The organism is Burkholderia sp. PvR073, from assembly GCF_054055695.1.
The window spans coordinates 1,374,772-1,397,354 of sequence record NZ_JBSRXO010000001.1; the positions used below are offsets into that span (position 1 = coordinate 1,374,772).

The 22,583-nt window shown below is 68.7% G+C and carries 19 protein-coding genes; 13 read left to right on the forward strand and 6 right to left on the reverse strand.

The annotated features are described in order from the left end of the window. Nucleotides 1–61: 61 nt before the first annotated feature. The 4 genes from ACVK00_RS06110 to ACVK00_RS06125 all read left to right on the forward strand — a co-directional run bounded on the left by ACVK00_RS06110 (nt 62) and on the right by ACVK00_RS06125 (nt 2,939). Entirely contained in the window at nt 62–1,492 is a 1,431-nt protein-coding gene (locus ACVK00_RS06110; RefSeq protein WP_284893449.1) for a flagellar hook-length control protein FliK, read from the forward strand. Between the two features lie 161 nt (nt 1,493–1,653). Continuing rightward, on the forward strand, nt 1,654–1,809 hold the full coding sequence (locus ACVK00_RS06115) for a hypothetical protein (RefSeq protein ID WP_166726631.1): 156 nt from the start codon (nt 1,654–1,656) through the stop codon (nt 1,807–1,809). A gap of 150 nt (nt 1,810–1,959) precedes the next feature. Continuing rightward, nucleotides 1,960–2,439 carry a GNAT family N-acetyltransferase gene (locus ACVK00_RS06120; protein ID WP_284893453.1) on the forward strand — a complete coding sequence of 160 codons (480 nt, stop codon included), beginning with the start codon at nt 1,960–1,962 and terminating at the stop codon, nt 2,437–2,439. A 263-nt stretch (nt 2,440–2,702) separates the two neighbouring features. Then, on the forward strand, nt 2,703–2,939 hold the full coding sequence (locus tag ACVK00_RS06125) for a hypothetical protein (RefSeq protein ID WP_228908572.1): 237 nt from the start codon (nt 2,703–2,705) through the stop codon (nt 2,937–2,939). Between the two features lie 54 nt (nt 2,940–2,993). On the opposite strand, the gene ACVK00_RS06130 is transcribed toward ACVK00_RS06125, so the two are convergent. Further along, complete coding sequence (locus ACVK00_RS06130) at nt 2,994–5,804, reverse strand: heavy metal translocating P-type ATPase (protein ID WP_284893457.1); 2,811 nt, start codon at nt 5,802–5,804, stop codon at nt 2,994–2,996. Nucleotides 5,805–6,197: 393 nt separating this feature from the next. On the opposite strand from ACVK00_RS06130, the gene ACVK00_RS06135 reads away from it, so the two are divergent. Together ACVK00_RS06135 and ACVK00_RS06140 are read left to right on the forward strand one after the other, a co-directional pair. After that, the gene (locus ACVK00_RS06135; protein ID WP_284893459.1) at nt 6,198–7,637 is read left to right on the forward strand and encodes a DUF1254 domain-containing protein; all 1,440 of its coding nucleotides are present in this window, start codon (nt 6,198–6,200) and stop codon (nt 7,635–7,637) included. Between the two features lie 152 nt (nt 7,638–7,789). Beyond that, the gene (locus tag ACVK00_RS06140; protein WP_284893463.1) at nt 7,790–11,584 is read left to right on the forward strand and encodes a DUF748 domain-containing protein; all 3,795 of its coding nucleotides are present in this window, start codon (nt 7,790–7,792) and stop codon (nt 11,582–11,584) included. A 68-nt stretch (nt 11,585–11,652) separates the two neighbouring features. On the opposite strand, the gene ACVK00_RS06145 is transcribed toward ACVK00_RS06140, so the two are convergent. Continuing rightward, nucleotides 11,653–11,874: a hypothetical protein gene (locus ACVK00_RS06145; RefSeq protein ID WP_175708443.1), complete on the reverse strand. Its 222-nt coding sequence runs from the start codon at nt 11,872–11,874 to the stop codon at nt 11,653–11,655. Nucleotides 11,875–12,124: 250 nt separating this feature from the next. Here ACVK00_RS06145 and ACVK00_RS06150 point away from each other — a divergent pair, with 250 nt between their 5' ends. Further along, nucleotides 12,125–13,801: an alkaline phosphatase family protein gene (locus tag ACVK00_RS06150; RefSeq protein WP_284893468.1), complete on the forward strand. Its 1,677-nt coding sequence runs from the start codon at nt 12,125–12,127 to the stop codon at nt 13,799–13,801. A 110-nt stretch (nt 13,802–13,911) separates the two neighbouring features. Here the strand turns inward: ACVK00_RS06150 and ACVK00_RS06155 are convergent, their stop codons facing one another. Further along, nucleotides 13,912–14,808, reverse strand: coding sequence for a LysR substrate-binding domain-containing protein (locus tag ACVK00_RS06155; protein WP_284893470.1), 897 nt, complete (start codon nt 14,806–14,808; stop codon nt 13,912–13,914). Between the two features lie 162 nt (nt 14,809–14,970). Between ACVK00_RS06155 and ACVK00_RS06160 the strand changes: the two genes are divergently transcribed. From ACVK00_RS06160 to ACVK00_RS06185, 6 genes are all read left to right on the forward strand, one after another. Beyond that, the gene (locus tag ACVK00_RS06160; RefSeq protein ID WP_284893473.1) at nt 14,971–15,822 is read left to right on the forward strand and encodes an ABC transporter permease; all 852 of its coding nucleotides are present in this window, start codon (nt 14,971–14,973) and stop codon (nt 15,820–15,822) included. Between the two features lie 7 nt (nt 15,823–15,829). Further along, nucleotides 15,830–16,873 carry an ABC transporter ATP-binding protein gene (locus ACVK00_RS06165; RefSeq protein ID WP_284893476.1) on the forward strand — a complete coding sequence of 348 codons (1,044 nt, stop codon included), beginning with the start codon at nt 15,830–15,832 and terminating at the stop codon, nt 16,871–16,873. Between the two features lie 26 nt (nt 16,874–16,899). Continuing rightward, the gene (locus tag ACVK00_RS06170) at nt 16,900–17,988 is read left to right on the forward strand and encodes an extracellular solute-binding protein (RefSeq protein ID WP_284893478.1); all 1,089 of its coding nucleotides are present in this window, start codon (nt 16,900–16,902) and stop codon (nt 17,986–17,988) included. Between the two features lie 10 nt (nt 17,989–17,998). After that, entirely contained in the window at nt 17,999–18,829 is an 831-nt protein-coding gene (locus tag ACVK00_RS06175) for an ABC transporter permease (RefSeq protein WP_284893481.1), read from the forward strand. A 70-nt stretch (nt 18,830–18,899) separates the two neighbouring features. Beyond that, nucleotides 18,900–19,355, forward strand: a complete 456-nt coding sequence (locus ACVK00_RS06180) for a TIGR00725 family protein (RefSeq protein WP_416378692.1) — start codon at nt 18,900–18,902, stop codon at nt 19,353–19,355. A gap of 129 nt (nt 19,356–19,484) precedes the next feature. Next, entirely contained in the window at nt 19,485–19,679 is a 195-nt protein-coding gene (locus ACVK00_RS06185; protein ID WP_175708444.1) for a YqaE/Pmp3 family membrane protein, read from the forward strand. A 127-nt stretch (nt 19,680–19,806) separates the two neighbouring features. Here the strand turns inward: ACVK00_RS06185 and ACVK00_RS06190 are convergent, their stop codons facing one another. The 3 genes from ACVK00_RS06190 to ACVK00_RS06200 are packed head-to-tail and all read right to left on the reverse strand — an operon-like array spanning nt 19,807 to nt 22,416. Then, a complete protein-coding gene (locus tag ACVK00_RS06190; protein WP_011659766.1) occupies nt 19,807–19,986 on the reverse strand; it encodes a hypothetical protein in 180 nt (59 codons plus the stop codon). Continuing rightward, the gene (gene cydB / locus ACVK00_RS06195; RefSeq protein WP_006750654.1) at nt 19,958–20,965 is read right to left on the reverse strand and encodes a cytochrome d ubiquinol oxidase subunit II; all 1,008 of its coding nucleotides are present in this window, start codon (nt 20,963–20,965) and stop codon (nt 19,958–19,960) included. The genes ACVK00_RS06190 and cydB overlap by 29 nt, the downstream gene beginning before the upstream one ends. 29 nt (nt 20,966–20,994) lie before the next feature. Next, entirely contained in the window at nt 20,995–22,416 is a 1,422-nt protein-coding gene (locus ACVK00_RS06200; RefSeq protein ID WP_284893490.1) for a cytochrome ubiquinol oxidase subunit I, read from the reverse strand. Nucleotides 22,417–22,583 lie beyond the last annotated feature (167 nt).

A 22,583-nucleotide genomic window follows, 5' to 3' on the forward strand; every position in this document is an offset into this window, starting at 1 on the left:
TGGCCGTCGCTGATTCCGTTCGACCTCCGATTCCGCGTTCGCGGGCTTGTAATCCGACTCCATGACCGAATCCGTTTCCCAGCCTCGCTCCCGTTCCCGCTCCGACCGCTCGTCGGCCCGTTCGCGCCCGCGCTCCGTCGCGGCCGCGGCAGACAGCGCCGCCAAGGCCACCGCGCGGTCCGGTCACGCGGCGGGCGGCGATGCGCCGCGGGACGAACGCACGCTCGACCTGTTTGGCGATCCGGTGCTCGAGCCGGCGGCGCGTGCGCCGGTCGTCGCGCGCGATGACGCGATGGCGGACGCCGAGACGGACGCTGTTGCGGCCGGCGAGGACGCCGGTCGCCAGGCGCTGCTGGACGGATTCGCCGCGCCTGGCCGCGCTGCGGATGCGGACGGCGACGCTGTCGATGCGCTGGAGCAGGCTGCCGACGTCGCGACGACGGCAGCGTCGGCATCGACGCGTGGAAACGGTGATGTGGCCGATGCCGCGCGCACGGCCGATGCCGATGCCGACGCAACGAAGCGCGCCGATGCGCGGCACGCCGATGGCGTCGCAGCGGCTGCGGCCGGTGAGCCGGTAACTGGCGACGGCCAGGCGAAGGCCGGCAGCGTGTCGGAAGCTGGCGACGCGGCCGGGACGAACGCGGATCGTGCGACGGCGAATGCCGCGGCGGTGGGTGGTGCGCTCGACGCGGTGCTCGGCGACCGTCCCGTGAAAGCGGACGGCGACGCGGAAGGTGCCGCTGCGCCGGTCACGCACGATGAAGCCGCGCGCACGCCCGGCGAGACCACGAAGGGGCGCCGCGTATCCTCCGGCGGCAGGCGACGTGCGGCCGCCGGCAGACGCGACACGGCAGCGGTGCGCGGCGCGCGCGAAGCGGCGGCTGTCGGCGCGGAGCCGGAATCGACGCCGGCGCACGCCGCGCGCTCTGCCGAACCGCCGGCGACGGCAGAACCGGCCGAGCCCGCAATTGCCGCGGTGGCCGCGATTGCCGCGAGCCCCCGCGACGCTGCGCGAGCAACCGCAGCGCCGGCCTCGCCGGTCGTGCAGCCGGTGGCGTCCGCCGCGTCGTTCGTGACGAAGCCGTCGGCGGATCGCGCGCAACCGGGCGCGTCGGACTTCGATCCCGACACTCATCTGCGCCCGCTGTCGGACCGGCTTGCCACGCTGCAGGCCGAGACGGCCGGCTTGAAGCAGGCGGCCGATCGTGAGATGCGCCGCGTCAACCGGCTGCTGCTGGCGCTGGCGGTCGTCGTGTTCGCTGGGCTCGTCGCGCTGGTGCTGCAAACGCGGCAGATCGCGCACCTGAAACAGGATCTGGAAGCCCGGCAACAGCGGATCGACCGGCTGGCTGCCGATCTGTCGACGCAGCAGGCAACGCTGATGACACTCGCGGAACACCACGAAGCCATGCTGTCGCAGGTCGACCGGCTTCAGCGCAATGCGAACCGTGAGGCGGCGGCCGCGAAGCGCGCGCGTCGAACGCACTAAATATTCTGACCCTACCTGCAACCCTCGGCCCGACGGGGCGGGCGGGGCGGCGCGTGGCACGGGTGCGGCAAACTGATGCGGTGAGCTGGCAGAGTTCAGGGAAAACCCTTAGAATGGAGCCAATCTAAGGGAAAACCCTAGAGCTATCTCAGGAGTCTCACATGAGCTTCATTCTTGCCCTGCTGCAAAAGATCGACGATCTGTTCGTCTCCCCGCACCTGCCGCTCGACGCGGAATACTCGTACGCTGCGCGTAGCGCCGAAGCCGATCGTATGCGTCGTGCGAACTTCGTGCCGATCGTCGTGTACCGTCGCTGATTCGCTGATTCGCTGATTCGCTGATTCGCTGATTCGCTGATTCGGCGCGGCGCTCGCCGCCATTGCCTGCCCGTTTTCACCGCCGCATCGCGCGCCGGTGCGACCGTCCCGCTAAACTGGAAGTTCGACTTCCTTCGCGACACCCGGGCCATGCTGCAGATGCGGCCGATGACGGCCGGCGAATTCCACGCATACCGCACGCGCGCCATCGACGGCTACGCGCGCGATCTCGTGTCATCCGGGCAGAACGCGAGTGAAGACGCGGCGGGCCGCGCCCGCGCCTGCTTCGATACGCTGCTGCCCGACGGCCTGCTCACCTCCGGCCAGACACTCGTCCAGCTGATCGACGCCGCCAGCTGCGACACGGTCGGCGACCTCTGGTACGCGATCGTGCCCGAAGGGCCGAACCGCACGCTGTTCATCTACGACCTCGACATCGTCCCGTCCCGGCGCCGCCAGGGCTGGGCCACGCGCACGCTCGATGCACTCGAGGCCGAGGCACGCCGCCACGGCGTCACCGAAATCGGGCTGTCGGTGTTTAATCACAACACGGCCGCACGTGCGCTCTATCGGGCGTGCGGTTTCGCGCCGATCACGACGACGCTGATCAAGCCGGTCGTCCCGGGCTAGCCGCGAAGATTCAAGTATCGGACGCTCACTGTTTGCGGTTCGACATGTTTTCACATGGGAGCGCGCGCGAGTCGCGAGGCGCTCTGGAGTGGCCCCTCAGCCCCATTTGACTCATTGAACACGGTGTACGCCATTCCGTGCCGCGACTGAAATCCAGCGTTGTCCTTTTATGATGGGTGGCCGATAAGTCTGGCGTACTCAAATCGAAGCCGCAACGAAGGGCATGCCCGAGTGTTACGTTCCACCGACGGTTCAATACTGACATGCGAAAACGCCTGTTGCGCATAGTGATCAGTGCGGCACTGCTGATGTCAATTCTGTTCGTTGTGGCGTTCAACGCGATCAATCTGAACGAGGCATACGGCGACGGTCCACCCTACTACTCCCGCACGACCAATATGGACAAATGGACGAGCCCGCTTCCGTTTCTCGGTGTCATCGACGGAGCGATGTTGGTCGCGATCGGTGCGTATTGCTTGTGGATCCGTCGAAGCCGATAAAACCTCCAAACAGCGGGCAGACTGCCGTTCCGCCCGTATTCGTGCCTCCTCTCGTCACCTTGCCCGGCCTTTCCATCTGCGCAGCAGCAACGCGTTCGTCACGACGCTGACGCTGGAGAACGCCATCGCCGCCCCCGCAATCACCGGATTCAGCCAGCCGAGCGCCGCGAGCGGCACGCCGATCAGGTTGTAGACGAACGCCCAGAACAGGTTCTGCTGGATCTTCCGGTACGTCCGCTTCGAGATGTCGATCGCATCGGCGACGAGCGCCGGATCGCCGCGCATCAGCGTGATGCCGGCCGTATGCATGGCGACGTCGGTGCCGGTCGCCATCGCGATGCCGACGTCGGCCGCGGCGAGCGCGGGCGCGTCGTTGATCCCGTCGCCGACCATCGCGACGATCCCGCCGTGCGTGCGCTTCAGTTCGGCCACCACGCGCGCCTTGTCGTCGGGCAGCACCTGCGCATGCACTTCGCTGATCCCGAGCGCTGCCGCGACGGCCGCCGCGCTGCCGCGGTTGTCGCCCGTCACGAGCACGCTCGCGACGCCCCGCGCCGACAGTGCCGCGATCGCGTCGCGCGCGCCGGGCTTCACGATGTCGCCGAACGCGATCAGCGCGAGCAACGCGCGCGGCGCATCGGCGCGCATCAGCCAGGAAATCGTGTTGCCCGCGTGTTCGAGTTCCGCGGCACGCGCGTCGAGCTCCGGCGGCACGACGATGCCGAGTTCATCGCGCCAGCGGGTGCTGCCGAGCGCGAGAAGCTGCCCGTCGACGTGCGCTTGAACGCCGCGGCCGGCCACCGCGCGCGCATCCGCCGCGACGATATCGGCCGAACCTGCGGCGACGCCGCGGGCCGCAACATCCGCTTCGTGCGCGGCGACCACAGCGCGCGCAAGCGGATGATCGCTTTGCCGCTGGACCGCGGCCGCGAGAGCGAGCGCTTGCTCACGTGGGATGCCGACCGCGTCGAACGCGGTCACGGACGGCTTGCCTTCGGTCAGCGTGCCGGTCTTGTCGAACGCGATCACGGTCGTGCGCTGCGCGAGTTCGAGCGCCTGCGCGTCCTTGATCAACACGCCGTGGCGCGCCGCGACGCCGGTGCCGGCCATGATCGCCGCGGGCGTCGCGAGACCGAGCGCGCACGGGCACGCGATGACGAGCACCGCGACGGCATTGAGGATCGCCGTTTCGGTGCCGGCGCCGGCGATCAGCCAGCCGATCAGCGTCAGCACGGCGATGCCGAGGATCGCCGGCACGAACACTTCGCTCACGCGATCGACGAGCCGCTGGATCGGCGCCTTTTCCGCCTGCGCGGATTCGACGAGGCGGATGATGCGCGCGAGCGTCGTCTCCGCGCCGATCGCCGTGGTTTCGACGACGAGCGCGCCTTCGCCGTTGATCGAGCCGGCCGTGACCGGATCGCCGTCGTCCTTCGGCACCGGCAGGCTTTCGCCGGTGATCAGCGATTCGTCGACGTGCGAACGGCCCGACACGATGCGTCCGTCGACGGGCACGCGCTCGCCGGGACGGATGCTGACGGTCGTGCCGACGCGCACCTGCGCCAGCGGCACGTCGCGTTCGACGCCGTGCTCGACGACGCGCGCGCGGTCGGGGCGCAGCGCGTTCAGCGCGCGGATCGCCTCGCTCGTCTGGCGTTTCGCGCGGGCTTCGAGCCATTTGCCGAAGCGCACCAGCGTGACGATGACGGCCGATGCCTCGAAATACAGGTGGCCCGGGTCGACGGGGTCGCGCACCAGCATCCACAGGCTCAGGCCGAACGCGGCCGAGGTACCGAGCGCGACGAGCAGGTCCATGTTGCCGGTGCGCGCCTTCACGGCGTGCCAGGCGGCGCGGTAGAAGCGCGCGCCGAAGCCGAACTGGACGATCGACGCGAGCACGAGCTGCAGCCAGCCGGGCAGCATCGCGTCGATGCCGAACGGCGCGACGAGCATCGGCACGATGAGCGGTGCGCTCAGCACGGCCGAGCCGATCACCAGATTGCGTTCGCGGATCGCTTCGCGGCGCTTGCGGGCCTCGGGGGCTTGCGCCGGGTCGCCGGCGGGGACTTCGGCTGCGCCGCCGGTGGCGGCGTCCGGCGCGGCGGCGAGCGATGCGCGGTAGCCGGCGGTCGTGACCGCCGCGATCAGCGCGGCGACGTCGAGCGCGCCGCCGCCATGCACCGACGCGCGCTCGGTCGCGAGATTGACCGACGCGCGCGCGACGCCCGGCACCGCGGCCAGCGCTTTTTCGACGCGGCCGGCGCAGGATGCGCACGTCATGCCGCCGATGTCGAATTCGAGATCGCGGGAAGCGGCCGGCGGCGTCGCGGCGACCGCTGTCGCGCCGTAGCCGGCCTGCTGCACGGCTTCGGCCAGTCGCGACGCGGAAACGTCCGGTGCCGCGTCGATGGTCGCGCGCTCGGTGGCGAGGTTGACCGACGCACGCGTGACGCCCGGCACCTTCGCCAGCGCCTTTTCGACGCGCGACACGCACGACGCGCAGGTCATGCCGTCGATATCGAGTTCGATCGCGGCCGCGGTCGCGGGCGGTGCCGCCGGCGTGGCGGGCAGCGCTTCGGCGCGTGGCGCGTGCTGCGCCTGCGCGGCAGCAACGGCTTCGAACGCCGCTTCGCGCACGGTCGCGCGATAGCCCGCCGCGCTGATCGCATCGACGAGCTGCACGGGCTCGACCGTGTCCTGCGCGGTCACCGTCGCCGCCTGCGCGTCGAGATCGACCGCGGCGTCGACGACGCCCGGCACGGCGGCGAGTGCACGCTGCACGCGGCCCGTGCAGCCGCCGCAATGCATGCCGTCGACGGTCAGTTCGATCGTTTGCAAGCCCGCGGAGGCGAGTGGTTCAGTCATGTCGGATTCCCCAAAAGCGCGGTTCGTGCCGCGAATGATCCCAGTATCAACATTCCCATGATGGGAAGGTCAAGGGGGGCGACGATGCAATGCACGGATGTGTATACCGGCTCGGGGCTGCTGATGCGTCCCTCTATTTGCCGGAGCCCGGGGCAGCCAATGCATTGCGTCCGGACGGCGTTGCCTTCCGCCGCCTGGGGACTGTCGATGCGGCAACTACCGCTCCGCCCGTTATTCGGCATATTGGGGGATGCCCTTAGGCGCTATGATACCGGCCTGACATCAGCGCCCGCCTAGCGAAGCGGCGACCGGGCAGGCTGGGGTGCCTTGCTTTCGCCGATCGTGAGTCGAACAAGGCGTTGACTGACAAGAACGATATTCGGCCAGTACACAATGATTGAAAACCTACGAGAATCAATTTCGCTGCGGCGCGCGGCAGGCGCGTCGCTGGCCCTGGCGGCGCTGCTGGCGGGATGCGCGTCGCAACCGGACGCGATCCAGCGGAAAACCGGCTGGCTGCGCGCCGAAGTGGCCGATTCCTATGTGTATGCGTATCCGCTCGTGCTGATGGACGTCGCGAAGGAAGCCGCGACGGGCGGCGACGGCGCGCAGCCGGGCCAGGCGCCGCTCAACACGCTGCGTCACGCGCAGGCGCTGCCGCCCGTCGGCGCGCTCAACCCGCCGCTGCCGGGCGTCGACACGCTCGACTCGACCGGCTGGCTCGACGTCGGCGCCGAGCCGGTGATCGTCACGCTGCCCGACACCCGCGGCCGCTACTGGGATGCCCGCGCGCTCGACATGTGGACGAACGTGCTGTGGTCGTCGTCGAGTGTCGCGGCGCGTGGCGCACGCGGCGCCGCGCGATCGCAAACGATTGCCTTTGCCGCGAAGGACTGGCAAGGCACACTGCCGAAGGGCGCATTGCGTATCGACGTGCCGTCGGCCAACGCCTGGCTCGAAGTGCGGTTGCAGACGAGCGGCGGGCGCGACCTCACGAACGTGAAGAAACTGCAGCGGGCGATCCGCGTGGTGCCGCTGTCCGTCTATACCGGCAGCGCGCGCGGCGCGTCGGTCGCGGTCCATGCGGGCAGCGCGCCGTCGGAAGCGGCGAGCGGCGGCACGCCGGCCGAGCAGGTCGCGGCGCTCGACCCGAAGGCGTTCTTCACGCGTTTCGCGCAGGCGCTGCAGGACAACCCGGCACCCGCCGACGATGCGCACGCGCAGGAACTCCTGAACGACATCGGCGTGTCGGCCGGCTACCCGGTGCCGTGGACGGGCGATCGCCTGAGCGCCGCGACGGCCGGCGTCGCCGAAGCGCGCGCGCGGCTCGCGGCGCCGCCGCCGAACCTGCTGAACGCGAACGGCTGGAGCTGGATCGGCGACGCGGCCGGCAAGTACGGCCAGGACTACGCGCTGCGCGCGTACGCGGCCTACACGCAGTTCGGCACCGCGACGCGCGACGACGAGACGCTCGCGCTCGTGCGCGTCGACAGCGACGGCCATCCGCTGAACGGCGCGAACCGCTACGTGCTGCACTTCGCGCCGGGCGCGCTGCCGCCGGTGCGCGGATTCTGGACGCTGACACCGTACGCGACCAACGGCGCGCTGCCCGACGTCGGCTCGGCGCGCCGCTCGCTCGGCGACCGCGACCGGCTGCGCCGCAATCACGACGGCTCGATCGACGTGGTCGTGTCGGCGTCGTCGGGCGGCGCGCATGCGGCCAACTGGCTGCCGGCGCCGCGTACCGATTTCGCGCTCGCGTTGCGCCTCTACGCACCGAAGCCGCAAGCGGCCGATGGCTCGTGGATGCCGCCCGTCGTCGTCCGGAAATGAACGGATAGGCGCCGCCGCTGTCCGATCCGCGGGCGCGGCGCTCGCGCCCGAACGCCGTTCCGTCACCTCCTGAGCCTATACTTTCGGGATAGCGTGCACGGCCGTGCCGGTTTTCCGGCGCGGCCCGGCATCCCATTCCGAGGCATTCAAGCATGGCAAGCGCAGAGAAACAAACCCTATCCTCCACCCTTCATACCCTCGGCGGCGTTGCACGCTCGCGCCGGACCCGGCGTATCGGCCTCGGCGTGCTGATCTTCATCGTTTTGTTCGGACTGCTCGGGTTCTTCGCGGCGCCGCCGCTGATCCGCCACATCGCCGAACAGCAACTGAGCCAGCAGCTCGACCGGCCGTCCACGATCCAGCGCATCGCGCTGAACCCGTACACGCTGAATCTCGAAGCCGACGGCGTGCACGTCGGCGAGCGCGGCGGCCAGGGCGACTTCATCGATATCGACAAGCTCGTCGTGCGACCGTCGTGGTCGTCGCTGTTTCGCGGCGCGCCGATCGTCAACGAAGTGCGCGTCGACTCGCCGCGCTTCCATATCGTCCGCTACGACGCGCAGCGCTTCAACTTCACCGACCTGATCGAGAAGTTCTCGAAGCCGTCGCCCAAGCCCGAAAGCAAGCCGACGCAGTTCTCGGTGTCGAACATCCAGGTCAACGGCGGCCGGATCGACTTCGACGACCGCCTGCTGAACGAAAAGCACGTGGTCGACAACTGGACGCTCGGCATTCCGTTCATCGCGACGCTGGCGTCGAAGACCGACATCTTCGTGCAGCCGACGCTGCGCGCGCGGTTCGACGGCAGCCCGATCGCGATCGACGGCAAGACGAAGCCGTTCGCGCAGTCGCGTGAGTCGGAAGTCGCGCTGAAGTTCGACCGGCTCGACGTGCCGAAGCTGATTTCGTACGCGCCGGCGAAGCTGCCGGTGATCGTCACGAGCGGCCTGTTGAGCAGCGACCTCACGCTGAACTTCGTGATGAGCGGCGACACGCCCACGCTGCGCGTGTCGGGTAGCGTCGACCTGAACGACGCGAAGGTCACCGGCCGCGCGTCCGAGCCGCTGTTCGCCGCGCGCGGCGTGCATGTGGCGGCCGCCGGCCTCGAGCCGCTGCGCAACGTGCTGCATTTCGACGAGATCCGGCTCGACCAGCCGGTCGTCGACCTGGCGCGCGACAAGCAGGGCGTGCTGAACGTCGAGAAGCTCGCCGGCCAGCCGGCCGCCGCGCCGAAGGCTGCCGCGGGCAAGCCGGCCGCGTCGGGCGCCGCCGCATCGACGGCCACCGCCACCGCCGCCACCGCCGCGAGCGGTGCAAAGGCCGAAGCCGCCGCGAAGGAAGCACCGCCGCTCGACCTGACGATCCGTCATTTCGCGATCGACGGCGGCACGATCAACGTCGACGACCGCGTGCCGGCGACGCCGACCGCGATGTCGCTGACGAAGCTCGCCGCGACGCTCGACGGCTTCACGCTGCAGGGCAAGACGCCGGCAAAGTACACGCTGTCGACGTCGCTGTCGCGCGGCGGCGACGTGAAGGCCGAGGGCGCGTTCAGCGTCGCGGCGAAGCAGGCCGACACGAAGCTGACGGTCGACGCGCTCGCGCTGCCGGCGCTGCAGCCGTATCTCGGCGAGGCGACCCGTGCGCGCGTGCTCGACGGCACGCTCGGCGCGACCGTCAACGCGAAGGCCGACTGGGGCAAGACGCCGCTCGATGCGCAGATCGCCGACAGCACGGTGAGCCTGAAGTCGCTGAAGCTCGCGACGCCGGACGCGAAGGCGCCCGCGATCGTGTTGCCCGACGCAAGCGCGAAGATCGCGAAGGTCGATGTCGCCGCACGCACCGCGGAAATCGCGAGCGTCGACGCGACCGGGCTCGCGCTCGACGTGAAACGCCTGAAGGACGGCAAGATCGACCTCGCCGCGCTGGCCGAACCCGCGCAGGCGGCGGTGCCCAAGCGCACGGTCGCGCGCAAGGCCGAGGCGGCCGCGCCGTCGTGGCATTACCGGATCGACGCGCTGAACGTGAAGGACTCCGCCGCCAACTTCACGGACCTGTCGACGCCGCGCCCGGTGAAGCTCGCGATCAAGCCGCTCGACCTGTCGGTGCAGAAGATCAGCGACGACATGACGAAGCCGCTGCCGGTGCAGCTGAAGGCGACGCTGAACCGCAAGGGCGCGCTGAGCGTGTCGGGCGACGTGACCGCGCAGCCGCTGAAGCTCGGCCTGAAGATCAACGGCAACCGCCTCGACGCGGCCGCGTTCGAGCCGTACTTCGGCAGCGCGCTGAACGCGACCATCGCGAGCGCGCTGCTCAACGCGCAAGGCAACCTGACGTTCGCGCAGGTGAAGGACGCGCCGCGCGCGACCTATCGCGGCGATGCCGCGCTGGTCGACGTGCGGATGCTCGACAAGGCGACGTCCGATCCGTTCGCGGGCTGGCGCTCGCTCGCGTTGTCGAACCTGAAGGTGAACTACGACGAGAAGGGCACCGACGTCGACGCCGCGCGCGTGACGTTCTCGAACTTCTACGGTCGCGTGCTGCTCGATGCGCAGGGGCGGCTGAACCTGAAGGACGTCGTCGCGAAGGAGACGGGCCCCGCGCAATCGCTCACGCGCGACGCGAGCAAGGGCGAGCCCGTGCCGCTGTCGCCGGGCGCCGCACCGGCCGCATCGGCCGCGGTCGCGCAGCCGGCGTCCGCGCCGGCCGCCGCATCGGCGACGGTCGTCGTGAAGGCCGCGCCGCCGCCGCAGAACCCGGTGCGGATGCATTTCGGCGAGCTGCTGCTGCAGAACGGCCGCGTCACGTACACGGACAATTTCATCAAGCCGAACTACACGGCGCACCTCGTCGCGATCAAGGGCACGGTCGGCGCGTTCGGCACGGATTCGACGACGTCCGCACCGGTCGACGTCGCCGCGAACCTCGAAGGCAACGGGCCGATCTCGATCAAGGGTTCGGTGAATCCGCTGATCGAGAAGCCGGCGCTGGACCTGACGGCGACCGCGCACGACATCGAGCTGACCAACCTGACGCCGTATTCCGCGAAGTACGCGGGCTATCCGATCACGAAGGGCAAGCTCAACGTCGATCTGCACTACCAGCTCGCGAACGACCAGCTGCAGGCGAACAACCACATCTTCATCGACCAGCTCACGTTCGGCGACCACGTCGACAACGACACGGCGACGAAGCTGCCGGTGAAGCTCGCGATCTCGCTCCTGAAGAACACGCGCGGCCAGATCGACGTGAACCTGCCGGTGTCGGGCTCGCTGTCGAATCCGGAATTCAGCGTCGGCGGGCTGATCTGGCGCGCGGTGCTGAACCTGATCGCGAAGGCCGTCACGTCGCCGTTCTCGCTGCTGGCGAATGCGTTCGGCGGCAGCGGCGAGGATCTCGGCTACGTCGAGTTCGCGCCGGGCTCGTACCAGCTGACCGACGCGCAGCAGAAGAAGCTCGACACCGTCGTGAAGATGCTGACCGAGAAGCCGTCGATCCGCCTCGACCTGATCGGCCGCGTCGATCCGGCGAAGGACACGCCGGGGCTGCGCGACGCGTACGTCGACCGGCTGGTGCGCCAGCAGAAGCTGAAGGACGTGATCGGCCAGGGCGAGAGCGTCGATCCGATGTCGGTGAAGGTCGACCCGGCCGAGTACGAGAAGTACCTGACGCGTGCGTACAAGGCCGCCGACTTCAAGAAGCCGCGCAACCTGGTCGGCCTGCAGAAGACGCTGCCCGAGGCGGACATGAAGCAGGCGCTGGCCGATCATGCGCCGGCCGACGACAACGCGCTGCGTGCGCTCGCGCAGCAGCGCGCGCAGGCCGTGCGCCAGTATCTCGACGGCAAGATCGATTCGAGCCGGATGTTCGTCGTGGCGTCGAAGCTTGATGCGAAGGGCATCGAGGACAAGGGCGCGACGACGCGCGTCGACTTCGGCCTGCAGTAACGCGCGTTATTCCCTCATCCGCCGCCGCCGCGTCCGACCGGCAATCGGGCGCGGCGGCGCGCTTCCCGTCAGCGCACGGCGATCGCCGGTTCGCGCTTGTCCAGTTCCTTCTTCGCGGCCAGCGGCAGGCGGGCATCGTCCCATTGCGTGAGCCATTCGATTTCCTTCGCGGTGAACACCTGTCCGTAGTTGCGCAGCGCGTACTGCAGCGCATCGACGACGTGGTGGCGAATGATTTCGGGGGTACGTGCATCGTCCAGCACGAACCGGAGAGCTTCCAGGGTCGACATACGCGTGCTCCGGGCTAGGGGAAAACCCTTTATCGCACGCCAATAGTCCTGCGCCAACCGGGAAAAAAATACGGTCCACGTGGCCCCGCCGGGCACGCATCGCATTGCGACTGCGCGATGTCAATTGCGATTGGTTACGTTTGATAGAAAACAGAAAGCCCCGCTTCATGCGACCGCCGCACGACGCGCCGATATTTGGCGCGCCTGTTGGCAAGTCATGCGGTTCAACGTCAATCGATGAGGTGGGGTGATGATTTCCAGGTTCGCTAAGCAACGAAAAATGGCGGTGATGGTGGCGGGCGCGCTGGCGCTCGCAAGCGCGGGCGCCTACGCGGCGCAGCAGGACGGCAACAGCCAGGGCGAGAACGGCGGCAACGCTCACCGTGTCGTGAAGCACGTGCTGCTGATCAGCGTCGACGGCCTGCACGAGCAGGATCTCGCGCGCTGCGTCGGCGCGAATACGTGCCCGAACATCGCGGTGCTCGCGCAAAGCGGCGTCACGTACACGAACGCGTATACGCCGGGCCTGTCGGACTCGTTCCCGGGCCTCGCGGCGCTCGTGACGGGCGGCTCGCCGAAGACGGCCGGCCTGTTCTACGACGTGTCGTACGACCGCAACCTGTACGCGCCGAGCGACACGACCTGCTCGGGCAAGCAGGGCTGGAACGTCGTGTTCGACGAGACGACCGGCATCGATGCATTCAACGGCGGCGCGCTCGTGCACCTCGACGGCGGCGGCGCGTTCAACCCGCAGGCGATCCCGAATGCGAAGGTCAACGGCAAGTGCGTGCCGGTGTACCCGCACAACTACGTGAAGACCAACACGGTGTTCGAAGCCGTGAAGGCTGGCGTGCCGAACGCGTACACCGCGTGGGCCGACAAGCATGCGTGGGGCTACGACTGGGTGAACGGCCCGTCGGGCAAGGGCGTGGACGATCTGATGCGCACCGAGATCAACTCGATCGATCCGGCGACGCAAACGGCCTATACGGACGTCTATTCGCATACCGCGCAATTCGACAACCTGCACGTGCAGGCGCTGATCAACCAGATCAACGGCCGTGACTCGACGGGCACGAAGAGCGCGCCGGTGCCGACGCTGTTCGGCGCCGACTTCCAGACGCTGAGCGTCGCGCAGAAGGCACCGGTGACGAAGGGCGGCGGCTACCTCGATGCGAACTTCACGCCGAACGGGCAGGTCGCGAACGCCATCACGTACGTCGACAACTCGATCGGCCATATCGTCGCGGCGCTGAAGCAGGCCAACCTGTATTCGTCGACGGCGGTGATCGTCACGGCGAAGCACGGCCAGTCGCCGACCGATCACACCAAGCTCGTGAAGAACGGCGACACGCTGACGAAGCTGCTCGAAGCGAACAACTACATCGACCCGAACGGCAACTTCGGCCAGAACAACACGACGACGGGCAACCTGAACGACGGTTCGGGCCTGGTCGGCACGGGCCTGGTGCAGACCGACGACGTCGGCCTGATCTGGCTGCGCGACCGCAGCCAGCGCACGGCCGTGGTGCAGACGCTGAAGGCGAACCTCGGCTGCAACGCGCCGGGGATCTGCGCGGACGGCTCGCAGGCCTACATCCTGTACGGCGCGGCGCTGGCCGAGCGCTTCGGCGATCCGGCCAACGGCCGTACGCCGGACATCATCGTCCAGCCGAATCCGGGCGTGATCTACACGTCGAGCACGAAGAAGGACGAGGAGCACGGCGGCAACGCGCCGGACGACAGCCACCTCGGCCTGCTCGTGTCGTATCCGGGCCTCCATCGCGCGCGCACCGTGAGCGATCTCGTCGGCACGAAGCAGGTCGCGCCGACGATCCTCGGGCTGCTCGGCGCCGAACCGCGTCTGCTGAACGCAGTCGTGGCCGAGAACACGCACGTGCTGCCGGGGCTCGGTATCGGGCGTTGATGCTGCGTGCCGGATGCCGCCGGCGGGCGGCGTCCGGCGCGGGGCGCGCGCCGCCGTGCGGTCGCGCGCGGCGCCTTTCCCATGTCGATGCGCGTAGCCGCGGGCCCGCATCACCCGCGCGCGGATTCGTCCAGCATCCATTCCCTGAAGCGCCGCAACGCATCGCTCGTGTCGAGGCGCTCCGGCGCGTAGCACAGGTAGTGGCCCTGCACGTGCACGTCGACCGGTGCGTCGAACGGCTCGATCAGCGTGCCGGCCGCGAGATTGTCGAGAATCAGGAAACGCGGCACGAGGGCGATCCCGAGCCCGGCCTGCGCCGCCTGAATCAGCACCGAATACTGTTCGAAGCGCGGTCCGGCCAGCGCGTTCATCTGCGTCGCGCGATACCGCTCGGCCCATTCGGACCACGCAATCTCGGCCTGCTCGTGCACGAGACGCGGCGCCGCCACCGCGTCGGCGGCCACGTGCAGCGCATGCCGATCGGCGAATTCGCGCGAGCAGACCGGCACGAAGGTCCGCCCGCCCAGATAGTCGCTTCGTACGCCTTCCCATGCGCCGTCGCCGTAGCGGATCGCCGCGTCGAGTCCGAACGGAAACACGTCGCCGGGCGCGAGATGGCGGCGAAAGCTCAGCGTGACGCTCGGCGCGGTGGCGAGAAAGCGCGTGAGCCGCGGCAAGAGCCACTTGGTCGTGAACGTCGGCACGCTCGCGATCGTCAGCAGGTCGCTGTTCTCGCGCGCGCTCAGCAGTTCGATCGACGCGTTGCCGATTTCGCGCAGCGGCCCGACGACGCGGGCGTGGTACACCTGGCCCGCGCGGGTGAGCGCGAGGCCGCGCCCCTCGCGCACGAACAGCTTCACGCCGAACAATGCCTCGAGGTTCGCGATCTGCCGGCTGACCGCGCTCGGTGTCAGGCCCAGTTCCCGGGCCGCGTAGGAGAAGTTCAGGTATTTCGCGGAAGTGGCGAACGCGTGCAGCTCCGCCACGTTCGGATACAGGTGTTTCATCGGCGGCTGTTCCGTCCTTGCACAGATCGATGCGCGCTTTGTACGTTTTTTTCATGACGATGCCATGTCGGCGCCGCACACTGCAGCCGTTCGGAAAACGCGTGACAGCCCCGCCCGGCGGGCGTCGTGCGGTGTCCTTGTCTCTTGCCCGCGAGTCTTTCCATGCCTGCGTCTCCTGCCCCGGCACTGGCCGATGGTGTTCCGGTTCCGCGTAACCGGCCCGTGCGTCCGAGCGCCGGACGCCTGCTGCTGCACGCGCTCGTGGCCGTGTTCGGACTCTATCTGCTGTTGCCGATCGCACTGCTGCTGATCGGTTCGGTGGGCCAGTCGTGGACGAACACGCTGCTGCCCACCGGCTTCACCGGGCACTGGTTCGCCGACCTGGCCGAGAACCGCAGCTTCACCCGCGCATTCGGCGTGAGCCTGACGGTCGCGCTGGCGTGCTGCGCGCTCAACGCGGTGGTCGGCCTGCCGCTCGCCTATGCGCTGCATCACCGCGCACAGGCCGGGCGCGGGATGGCGACGCGCATCGTGATGCTGATGCCGGTCGGCGTGCCCGCGCTGACGCTCGGCTTCGGCTACATCGCGATCTTCAGCGGCGATACGCTGCCGTGGCTCGGCACGCTGCCGCTGATGATCGCGGCGCACGCGGTGCTGACGCTGCCCTACCTGCTGCAGACGCTGCTCAGCGATCTGCGCCACCTCGGCCTCGCGCGTCTCGAGGCCTGCGCGGCGACGCTCGGCGCGACGCCGCTGCGCCAGTTCTTCACGATCGTGCTGCCGAACCTGCGGCACAGCCTGTTTTCCGGGCTCGTGATGGTGGCCGCGCTGTCGATCGGCGAATTCCAGATTTCGAACCTGATCGCCGGCTTTCGCTACCGCAACTATCCGATCGTGCTGCTGCAGGCGTTCTACGGCGCGTCGGGGATGGCGTGCGCGGCCACCGTCGTGCTGCTCGTCCTCGCCGTGCTCGCGACGCTCGTGTCGGTCGGCACCGTACAACGCATGAAATGAGTCCGTCATGAGCCTCGAGTTCGAACACGTCAGTTTCCAGTATCCCGGCGCGCGGCATGGCGTCGACGACGTCACGCTGGCCGCCGCGCAAGGCGAACTGCTTGCGGTGATGGGGCGCAGCGGGTCCGGCAAGTCCACGCTGCTGCGGCTCGCGGCCGGCCTGCTCGAAGGCGGCAGCGGCCGTATCGCGATCGGCGGCGACGACATGGCGGGCGTGCCCGTGTGGCGGCGCGAGGTGGGCATGGTGTTCCAGCACTACGCGCTGTTTCCGAACCTGTCGGTGGCCGACAACGTCGGGTACGGGCTGCGGATGCGCGGCGTCGCGACCGGCGCGAGACGGCAGCGCGCGCACGCGATGCTCGAGCGCGTCGGGCTGGCGGCGCATGCGGAGCGTGGCATCGCGATGCTGTCCGGCGGGCAGCAGCAGCGTGTCGCGCTGGCGCGCGCGCTCGTGATCGAGCCCAGGCTGCTGCTGCTCGACGAGCCGCTGGCGGCGCTCGATGCCGGCATCCGCCATCAGCTGCGCGACGAGATCCGTGCGCTGCAGCGCGCATGCGGTGCGACGACGCTGCTCGTCACGCACGACCAGGACGAGGCGCTGAGCATGGCCGATCGCGTCGCGATCGTCGACGCGGGGCGCGTGCTGCAGGTGGGCACGCCGCGCGAGCTGTACGAGCGTCCGGCCAGCGCGCAGGTCGCGCGCTTCGTCGGGCACTCGACGCTGCTGCGCGGGCGCGTGCTCGCGCACGGCACGGTCGACGTGCGTTTCGCGACGCTGAACGTCGCGACCGACGGGCACCGGCCGGGCAGCGAGATCGACGTGCTGGTACGGCCCGAGCATGTGCAGGCCGACCCGCCGGCGCACAGCATGAATCGCATCGAAGGCCGTCGCGGGGAAGTGCGTTACTTCGGCGCGACGCAGCGCTACGACTTCATTCCGGACGGCTCGGCCGACGCGCTGCTGTGCGAGGGGCGCGAGCCCGCCGCACGCAGTATCGCCGTCGAGCCGCGCCATCTGCTCGTGCTGCCGGCGTCGCCGGACGCGCGATGACCCCTTTCGTTCAACGGAGATTCACGATGCTTGCAGGCTCCCCTGTCATGAAAGCCATGCGCAACCGCGTGCTGGCGCTGTGTGCGCTCGCGGCGCTTTCCTGCGCCGCGGCGCATGCCGCGCCGCTGTATCCGGGCGAAGACGCGCTGTACGCAAAGGCCGCCGACGAAGGGCTCGTCGTGTCGTTCGACACCGGCCCTGAATGGGCGAACTGGAAGGCGCTGTTCGCCGAGTTCCGCAAGCGCTATCCGAAGGTCGAGATCACCTACAACGACATCGGCTCGGCGGCGACCGTCGTCGCGCTCGACAAGTCGCGCCGCCGTCCGCAGGCCGATACCGCGTACTACTTCGCCGCGTCGGCGCTCGATGCCGAGAGCAAGGACGTCGTCGCGCCGTTCAGGCCGGTCAACTTCGACAAGCTGCCGAACGTGTTCCGCGCGGCGGACGGCCGCTGGTTCGCGGTGCACTCGCTGAACATCGCGTTCCTCGTCAACCGGAAGCTCGTGAAGAACGTGCCGCAGCGGTGGTCCGACCTGCTGAAGCCGGAATATCGCAATGCGGTCGTCTACCTCGACCCGCGTTCGACCGGACAGGGGCAGGTCGCCGTGTTCGCGGCCGCGTATGCGAACGGCGGGAGCGTCGAGAATCCGAAGCCGGGCGCGGAATTCTTCGGCAAGCTGAAGAGTGCGGGCAACGTGCTGCGCGTCGAGGGCACGACGCCGTATGCGAAGTTCGTGAAGGGCGAGATTCCGATCCTGATCGGCTATGAGAACGACGGCCTGAAGGCGAAGTACGTCGACGGCATGGGAGACGCGGCCGACGTCGTGATTCCGCAGGACGGCAGCGTGTCGGCGCCGTATGCGATGAGCCTCGTGAAGAACGGCCCGAACCCTGCCGCCGCGCAGCTCTGGCTGAACCTGGTGATGAGCGACGTCGGGCAGGCGCTGTTCGCGCAGGGCTTCGTGCGGCCGGCCGTGCCCGGCACGCCAGTTGCACCGGACGTCGCGGCGAAGCTGCCGAAGGCGCCGCAGGTGCGCCCGCTGGACGTGGCGAAGGCGGCGACGCGCAAGGCCGAGGTCGACCAGCTCTGGTCGCAGGCGACGCTCGGCCAGTAAGGAGCGCGCGATGCAGACCTCCCTGGCCGAACGCGGCGCGCTGCGCCGCTTCGGCGCGGTTCCGGCGGCGCTCCTGCTGGCCGTGTGCTTCGTGTTGCCGCTCGCCGCGCTCGTCGGCTCGGCATTCACGGACGGCGGCCGCGCGTTCGCCGCGGTGCTGCGCGATCCGCTCGTCGCCGATGCCATCGCGCGGTCGCTGGCGCTGGCGGTCGGCGCCGGCACGCTGTCGGTCGGCGTGGGCGTGCCCGTCGCGTTCGCGCTGGCCGGGCAGTCGCCCACCCGCCGCCACTGGACGCTGGCGCTGCTCGGCGTGCCGCTCGCGTTCTCCGGGCTGGTGATCGCGTACGGCTTCATCCTCGCGTTCGGCCGCGCCGGCTTCGTCACCACGCTGGCGGCGTCGCTGGGCGCCGACCCCAACGTGCTCGGCGGCGCGATCTACACGATGCCGGGGCTGGCGGTCGCGTATGCGTATTACCTGATCCCGCGGGTCGCGCTGATGATCTATCCGGCGCTCGCGAACCTCGACCGGCGACCGCTCGAGGCGGCGCTGACGCTCGGCGCACGGCCCTGGCGCGCGTGGCTCGACGTCGCATGGCGCGAACTGTGGCCGTCGGTCGCGTCCGCGTGGTGCCTCGTGACCGCGATCGCGCTCGGTACGTACGGCACCGCGCTCGCGCTGGCCGGCACGCAGATCAACATCCTGCCGCTGCTGATGTATCTGAAGCTGTCGGACGGGCAAACCGATTTCTCGCAGGCGGCCGTGCTGTCGATCGTGCTGACGGCGATCTGCACCTGCGTTCTTGCATTGGGGGAAGGCCTTGTTCGGCAACGACGTCATTGATTGGTCGGAAGCGGCGCACGACGCGCTCGCGCAACTCGCGCAACGGCAACGCGGCGCGCGCCGGCACCGGATGCCGGTCGGCGTGATCGGCCCGCGCGACGCGACGGATGAACAGATGCGGGCTGCCGAGCGGATCGCGCATGCCCTGGCGGCGGCGGGCATCGCCATCGTCGGCGGCGGCAAGCAGGGCGTGATGGAGGCGGCCGCGCGCGGCGCGCACGCGGCGGGCGGGTGCGCGATCGGGCTGTTGCCCGAGGACGACGCGCGCGAAGCGAACGCGTATCTGACGGTCGCGCTGCCGACCGGGCTCGGCATCACGCGCAACGCGCTGATCGCGCGTGCGTCGCTGTGCCTGGTCGCGGTGGGCGGCGGGCTCGGCACGCTGTCCGAGATCGCGCTCGGGCTGCAGTGGGGCAAACCGGTGTTCACGATGTGCGGCGCGCCGCCGGTGGCGGGCGTCGAGTGCTTCGATGAAACGGACCGGCTCGTCGCGCGGGTTGCGGGGTGGCTGGCCGACGCGGCGTAGGTCGCATGGCGCGCGCACCGATCGCCGGCTGCGTCGGCAGGCGAGTGCCGGTTCGGACTTGAAATGGGGCGCGCGGCCCGTCATATTGTCTGCGCCTGAACTTTCAACGACGCCCCCGGAGGATTCCCGATGCGCCTTTTGCTTGCCCTGCTGTTGCCGTGGTTCCAGTTCTTCACGATCGGCCGCCCGATCGCCGGGATCATCTGTCTCCTTCTGCAGATCACGATCATCGGCTGGCTGCCCGCCGCGATCTGGTCGGTGTATGCGTTGAGCCAGTACAAGACCGACCGCAAGATCGAAGCGGCGTTGGGCGAGCGGCGGTAGGCCGGGGGAGGGCCGCGGCGCCGCATGCCGGGCGGATGCGGCGAAATCGGACGGGTCGGCAAATCGGCAAATCGGCCGACGAAATGAAAACGGCCGCCTCGATCATCGTTCGATCGAAGCGGCCGGCCTACTTCACCGCAAACAGCGTCAGGTTCATGAAGATCTTGAACGCATAGCCGAGCGTGACGGCGCCGATCACGCCGCCCGCCCACAGAACGACGAACCACATCCAGCCGCGCATCCGCGGACGCGGCGCGTCGGGCTGGCGAGCGGCGGAATCAGTGGTGGTAGTAATGCTGGTCTTCATGGCGCACCTTGCCTCGGAATACCCAATAACCCATCGTCGTGTAGGCGATGATGATCGGGAGGATAACCGCTGCGCCGACCAGCGTGAAGGTCTGGCTCGAACGCGGCGCGGCCGCTTCCCAAATCGTCATTGTCTGAGGAATCGCATACGGGAACATCGTGACGAGCAGGCCGACATAGCCGAGCAGCACGAGCGCCAGCGCGAGCATGAACGGCGTCATGTCGTGCCGCGCGCGCACCGCGCGACGCATCCACACCGCGCACCCGGCGACCAGGAACGGCACCGGCAGCAGGCGCCAGAACAGCCCCGAATCGAACCAGCGCTGCGCGATGGCCGGATCCTGCAGCGGCGTCCACAGGCTGACAACGGCGATGAAGCCGAGCAGCACGACGGTCAGCGGCCACACGACGCGATGCAGGCGCCGTTGCAGATCGCCCTCCGTTTTCGCGACGAGCCAGCAGCAGCCGAGCAGCGCGTACGTCACGATCAGGCCGAGGCCCGTCAGCAGGCTGAACGGCGTGAGCCAGTCGAATGCGTCGCCCGCGAACACGCCGTCCTTCACGTTGATGCCCTGCAGGAACGCGCCGAGCGCGATCCCCTGGAACAGCGTCGCGCCGGCCGAGCCGCCGATGAACGCGAGATCCCACAGCTGCTTCGTGCGCCGCGCCTTCGCGCGGATCTCGAACGACACGCCGCGGAAGATCAGGCACACCAGCATGAAGATCAGCGGCAGGTACAGCGCCGACAGCACCGTCGAATAGACGATCGGAAACACCGCGAACAGCCCGGCGCCGCCGAGCACGAGCCACGTCTCGTTGCCGTCCCACACGGGCGCGACGGTGTTCATCATCAGGTCGCGTTCCTTCTCGTCCGGGAAGAACGGGAAGACGATGCCGATGCCGAGGTCGAAGCCGTCGAGCACGACGTACATGAAGAGCCCCAACGCGATGATCGCGGCCCAGATTACGGTGACGTCCATAGGTTTTCTCGTTTGCGAAATGGGTGGGCTCAGACGGTCTCGATCAGCTCGTCGACAGCCGACATCGGGCGGCGCGCGGTGTGATCGAGGCGCGTGTCGGGCCTGTCGTGATCCGCGTCGTGCGGGGCGTCGGGCAGCGCGGGGCCGGCCTTCATCAGCTTCAGCATGTAGTACACGCCGGTGCCGAACACGAGGAAGTACACGATCACGAACGTCATCATCGACAGGCTGACCTGCTGCACCGACAGCGGCGACACGGCCTTCGCGGTGCGCATCACGCCATACACGACCCACGGCTGGCGGCCGGCTTCGGTCGTCACCCAGCCCGCGAGCAGCGACACGAAACCGGTCGGGCCCATCACGAGTGCGAAGCGCTGGAACCACTTCGATTCATACAGGTTGCCGCGGCGGCGCAGCAGCCACGCGAGCGCGGCGAGGCCGATCATCGCGAAGCCCAGGCCGACCATGATCCGGAAGCTCCAGAACACGACCGTCGAATTCGGGCGGTCTTCAGGCGGGAAGTCCTTCAGCCCGCGGATCTCGCCGTCCCAGCTGTGCGTGAGGATCAGGCTGCCGAGGTGCGGCACCTTCACCGCGTAGCGGGTCGTTTCGGCCTTCATGTCCGGAATGCCGAACAGGTTGAGCGCGGTGCCGCCCTTTTCGGTATCCCACAGCCCTTCGATCGCGGCGATCTTCGCGGGCTGGTGCTTCAGCGTGTTGATGCCGTGCTGGTCGCCGATCACGGCCTGCAGCGGCGCGAGCACCAGCAGCAGCCACAGCGCCATCGAGAACATCTTCTTCACGCCCTTGTCGCGTCGGCCCTTCAGCAGGTGCCATGCACCCGTCGCGGCGACGACCAGCGCGGCGACGATGAACGCGGCGATCGCCATGTGGAACAGGCGGTACGGGAACGACGGGTTGAAGATGATCGCGAACCAGTCGGTCGGCACGACGCGGCCGTCGACGATCTCGAAGCCCTGCGGCGTCTGCATCCAGCTGTTCGACGCGAGGATCCAGAACGTCGAGATCAGCGTGCCGATCGCGACCATCAGCGTCGCGCCGAAGTGCGCGCGCGGGCTCACGCGATTCCAGCCGAACAGCATGATGCCGAGGAAGCCGGCTTCGAGGAAGAACGCGGTCATCACCTCGTACATCAGCAGCGGGCCGGTGACGGCGCCGGCGAAGCTCGAGAAGCCCGACCAGTTGGTGCCGAACTGATAGCTCATGACGACGCCGGAGACGACGCCCATCCCGAACGCGACCGCGAAGATCTTCGACCAGAACAGGCAGAGTGTCTTGTAGTACTGCTTGCCGGTCCTGAGCCAGCGATATTCGAGCACGGCGATGAAGCTGGCGAGGCCGATGCTCAGCGCCGGGAAGACGATGTGAAAGGAGACGGTGAACGCGAATTGCAGGCGGGCCAGATCGAGGGCCGAAAGAGCGGTGTCCATACCAGTTGACCGAGGCTGACGATACCCGCCGGCGGGTGCCGGCGGACCCCGGCCGAACCGGCGTCGGGGTTGGCTGGAGTATGGATCGCGATGTTGCGCCGCGAAATGTGCCAACTCGTCGCAGATGTCCAGCCCGCCGCGCGCGAATTCGGCATAAATCGTTGATT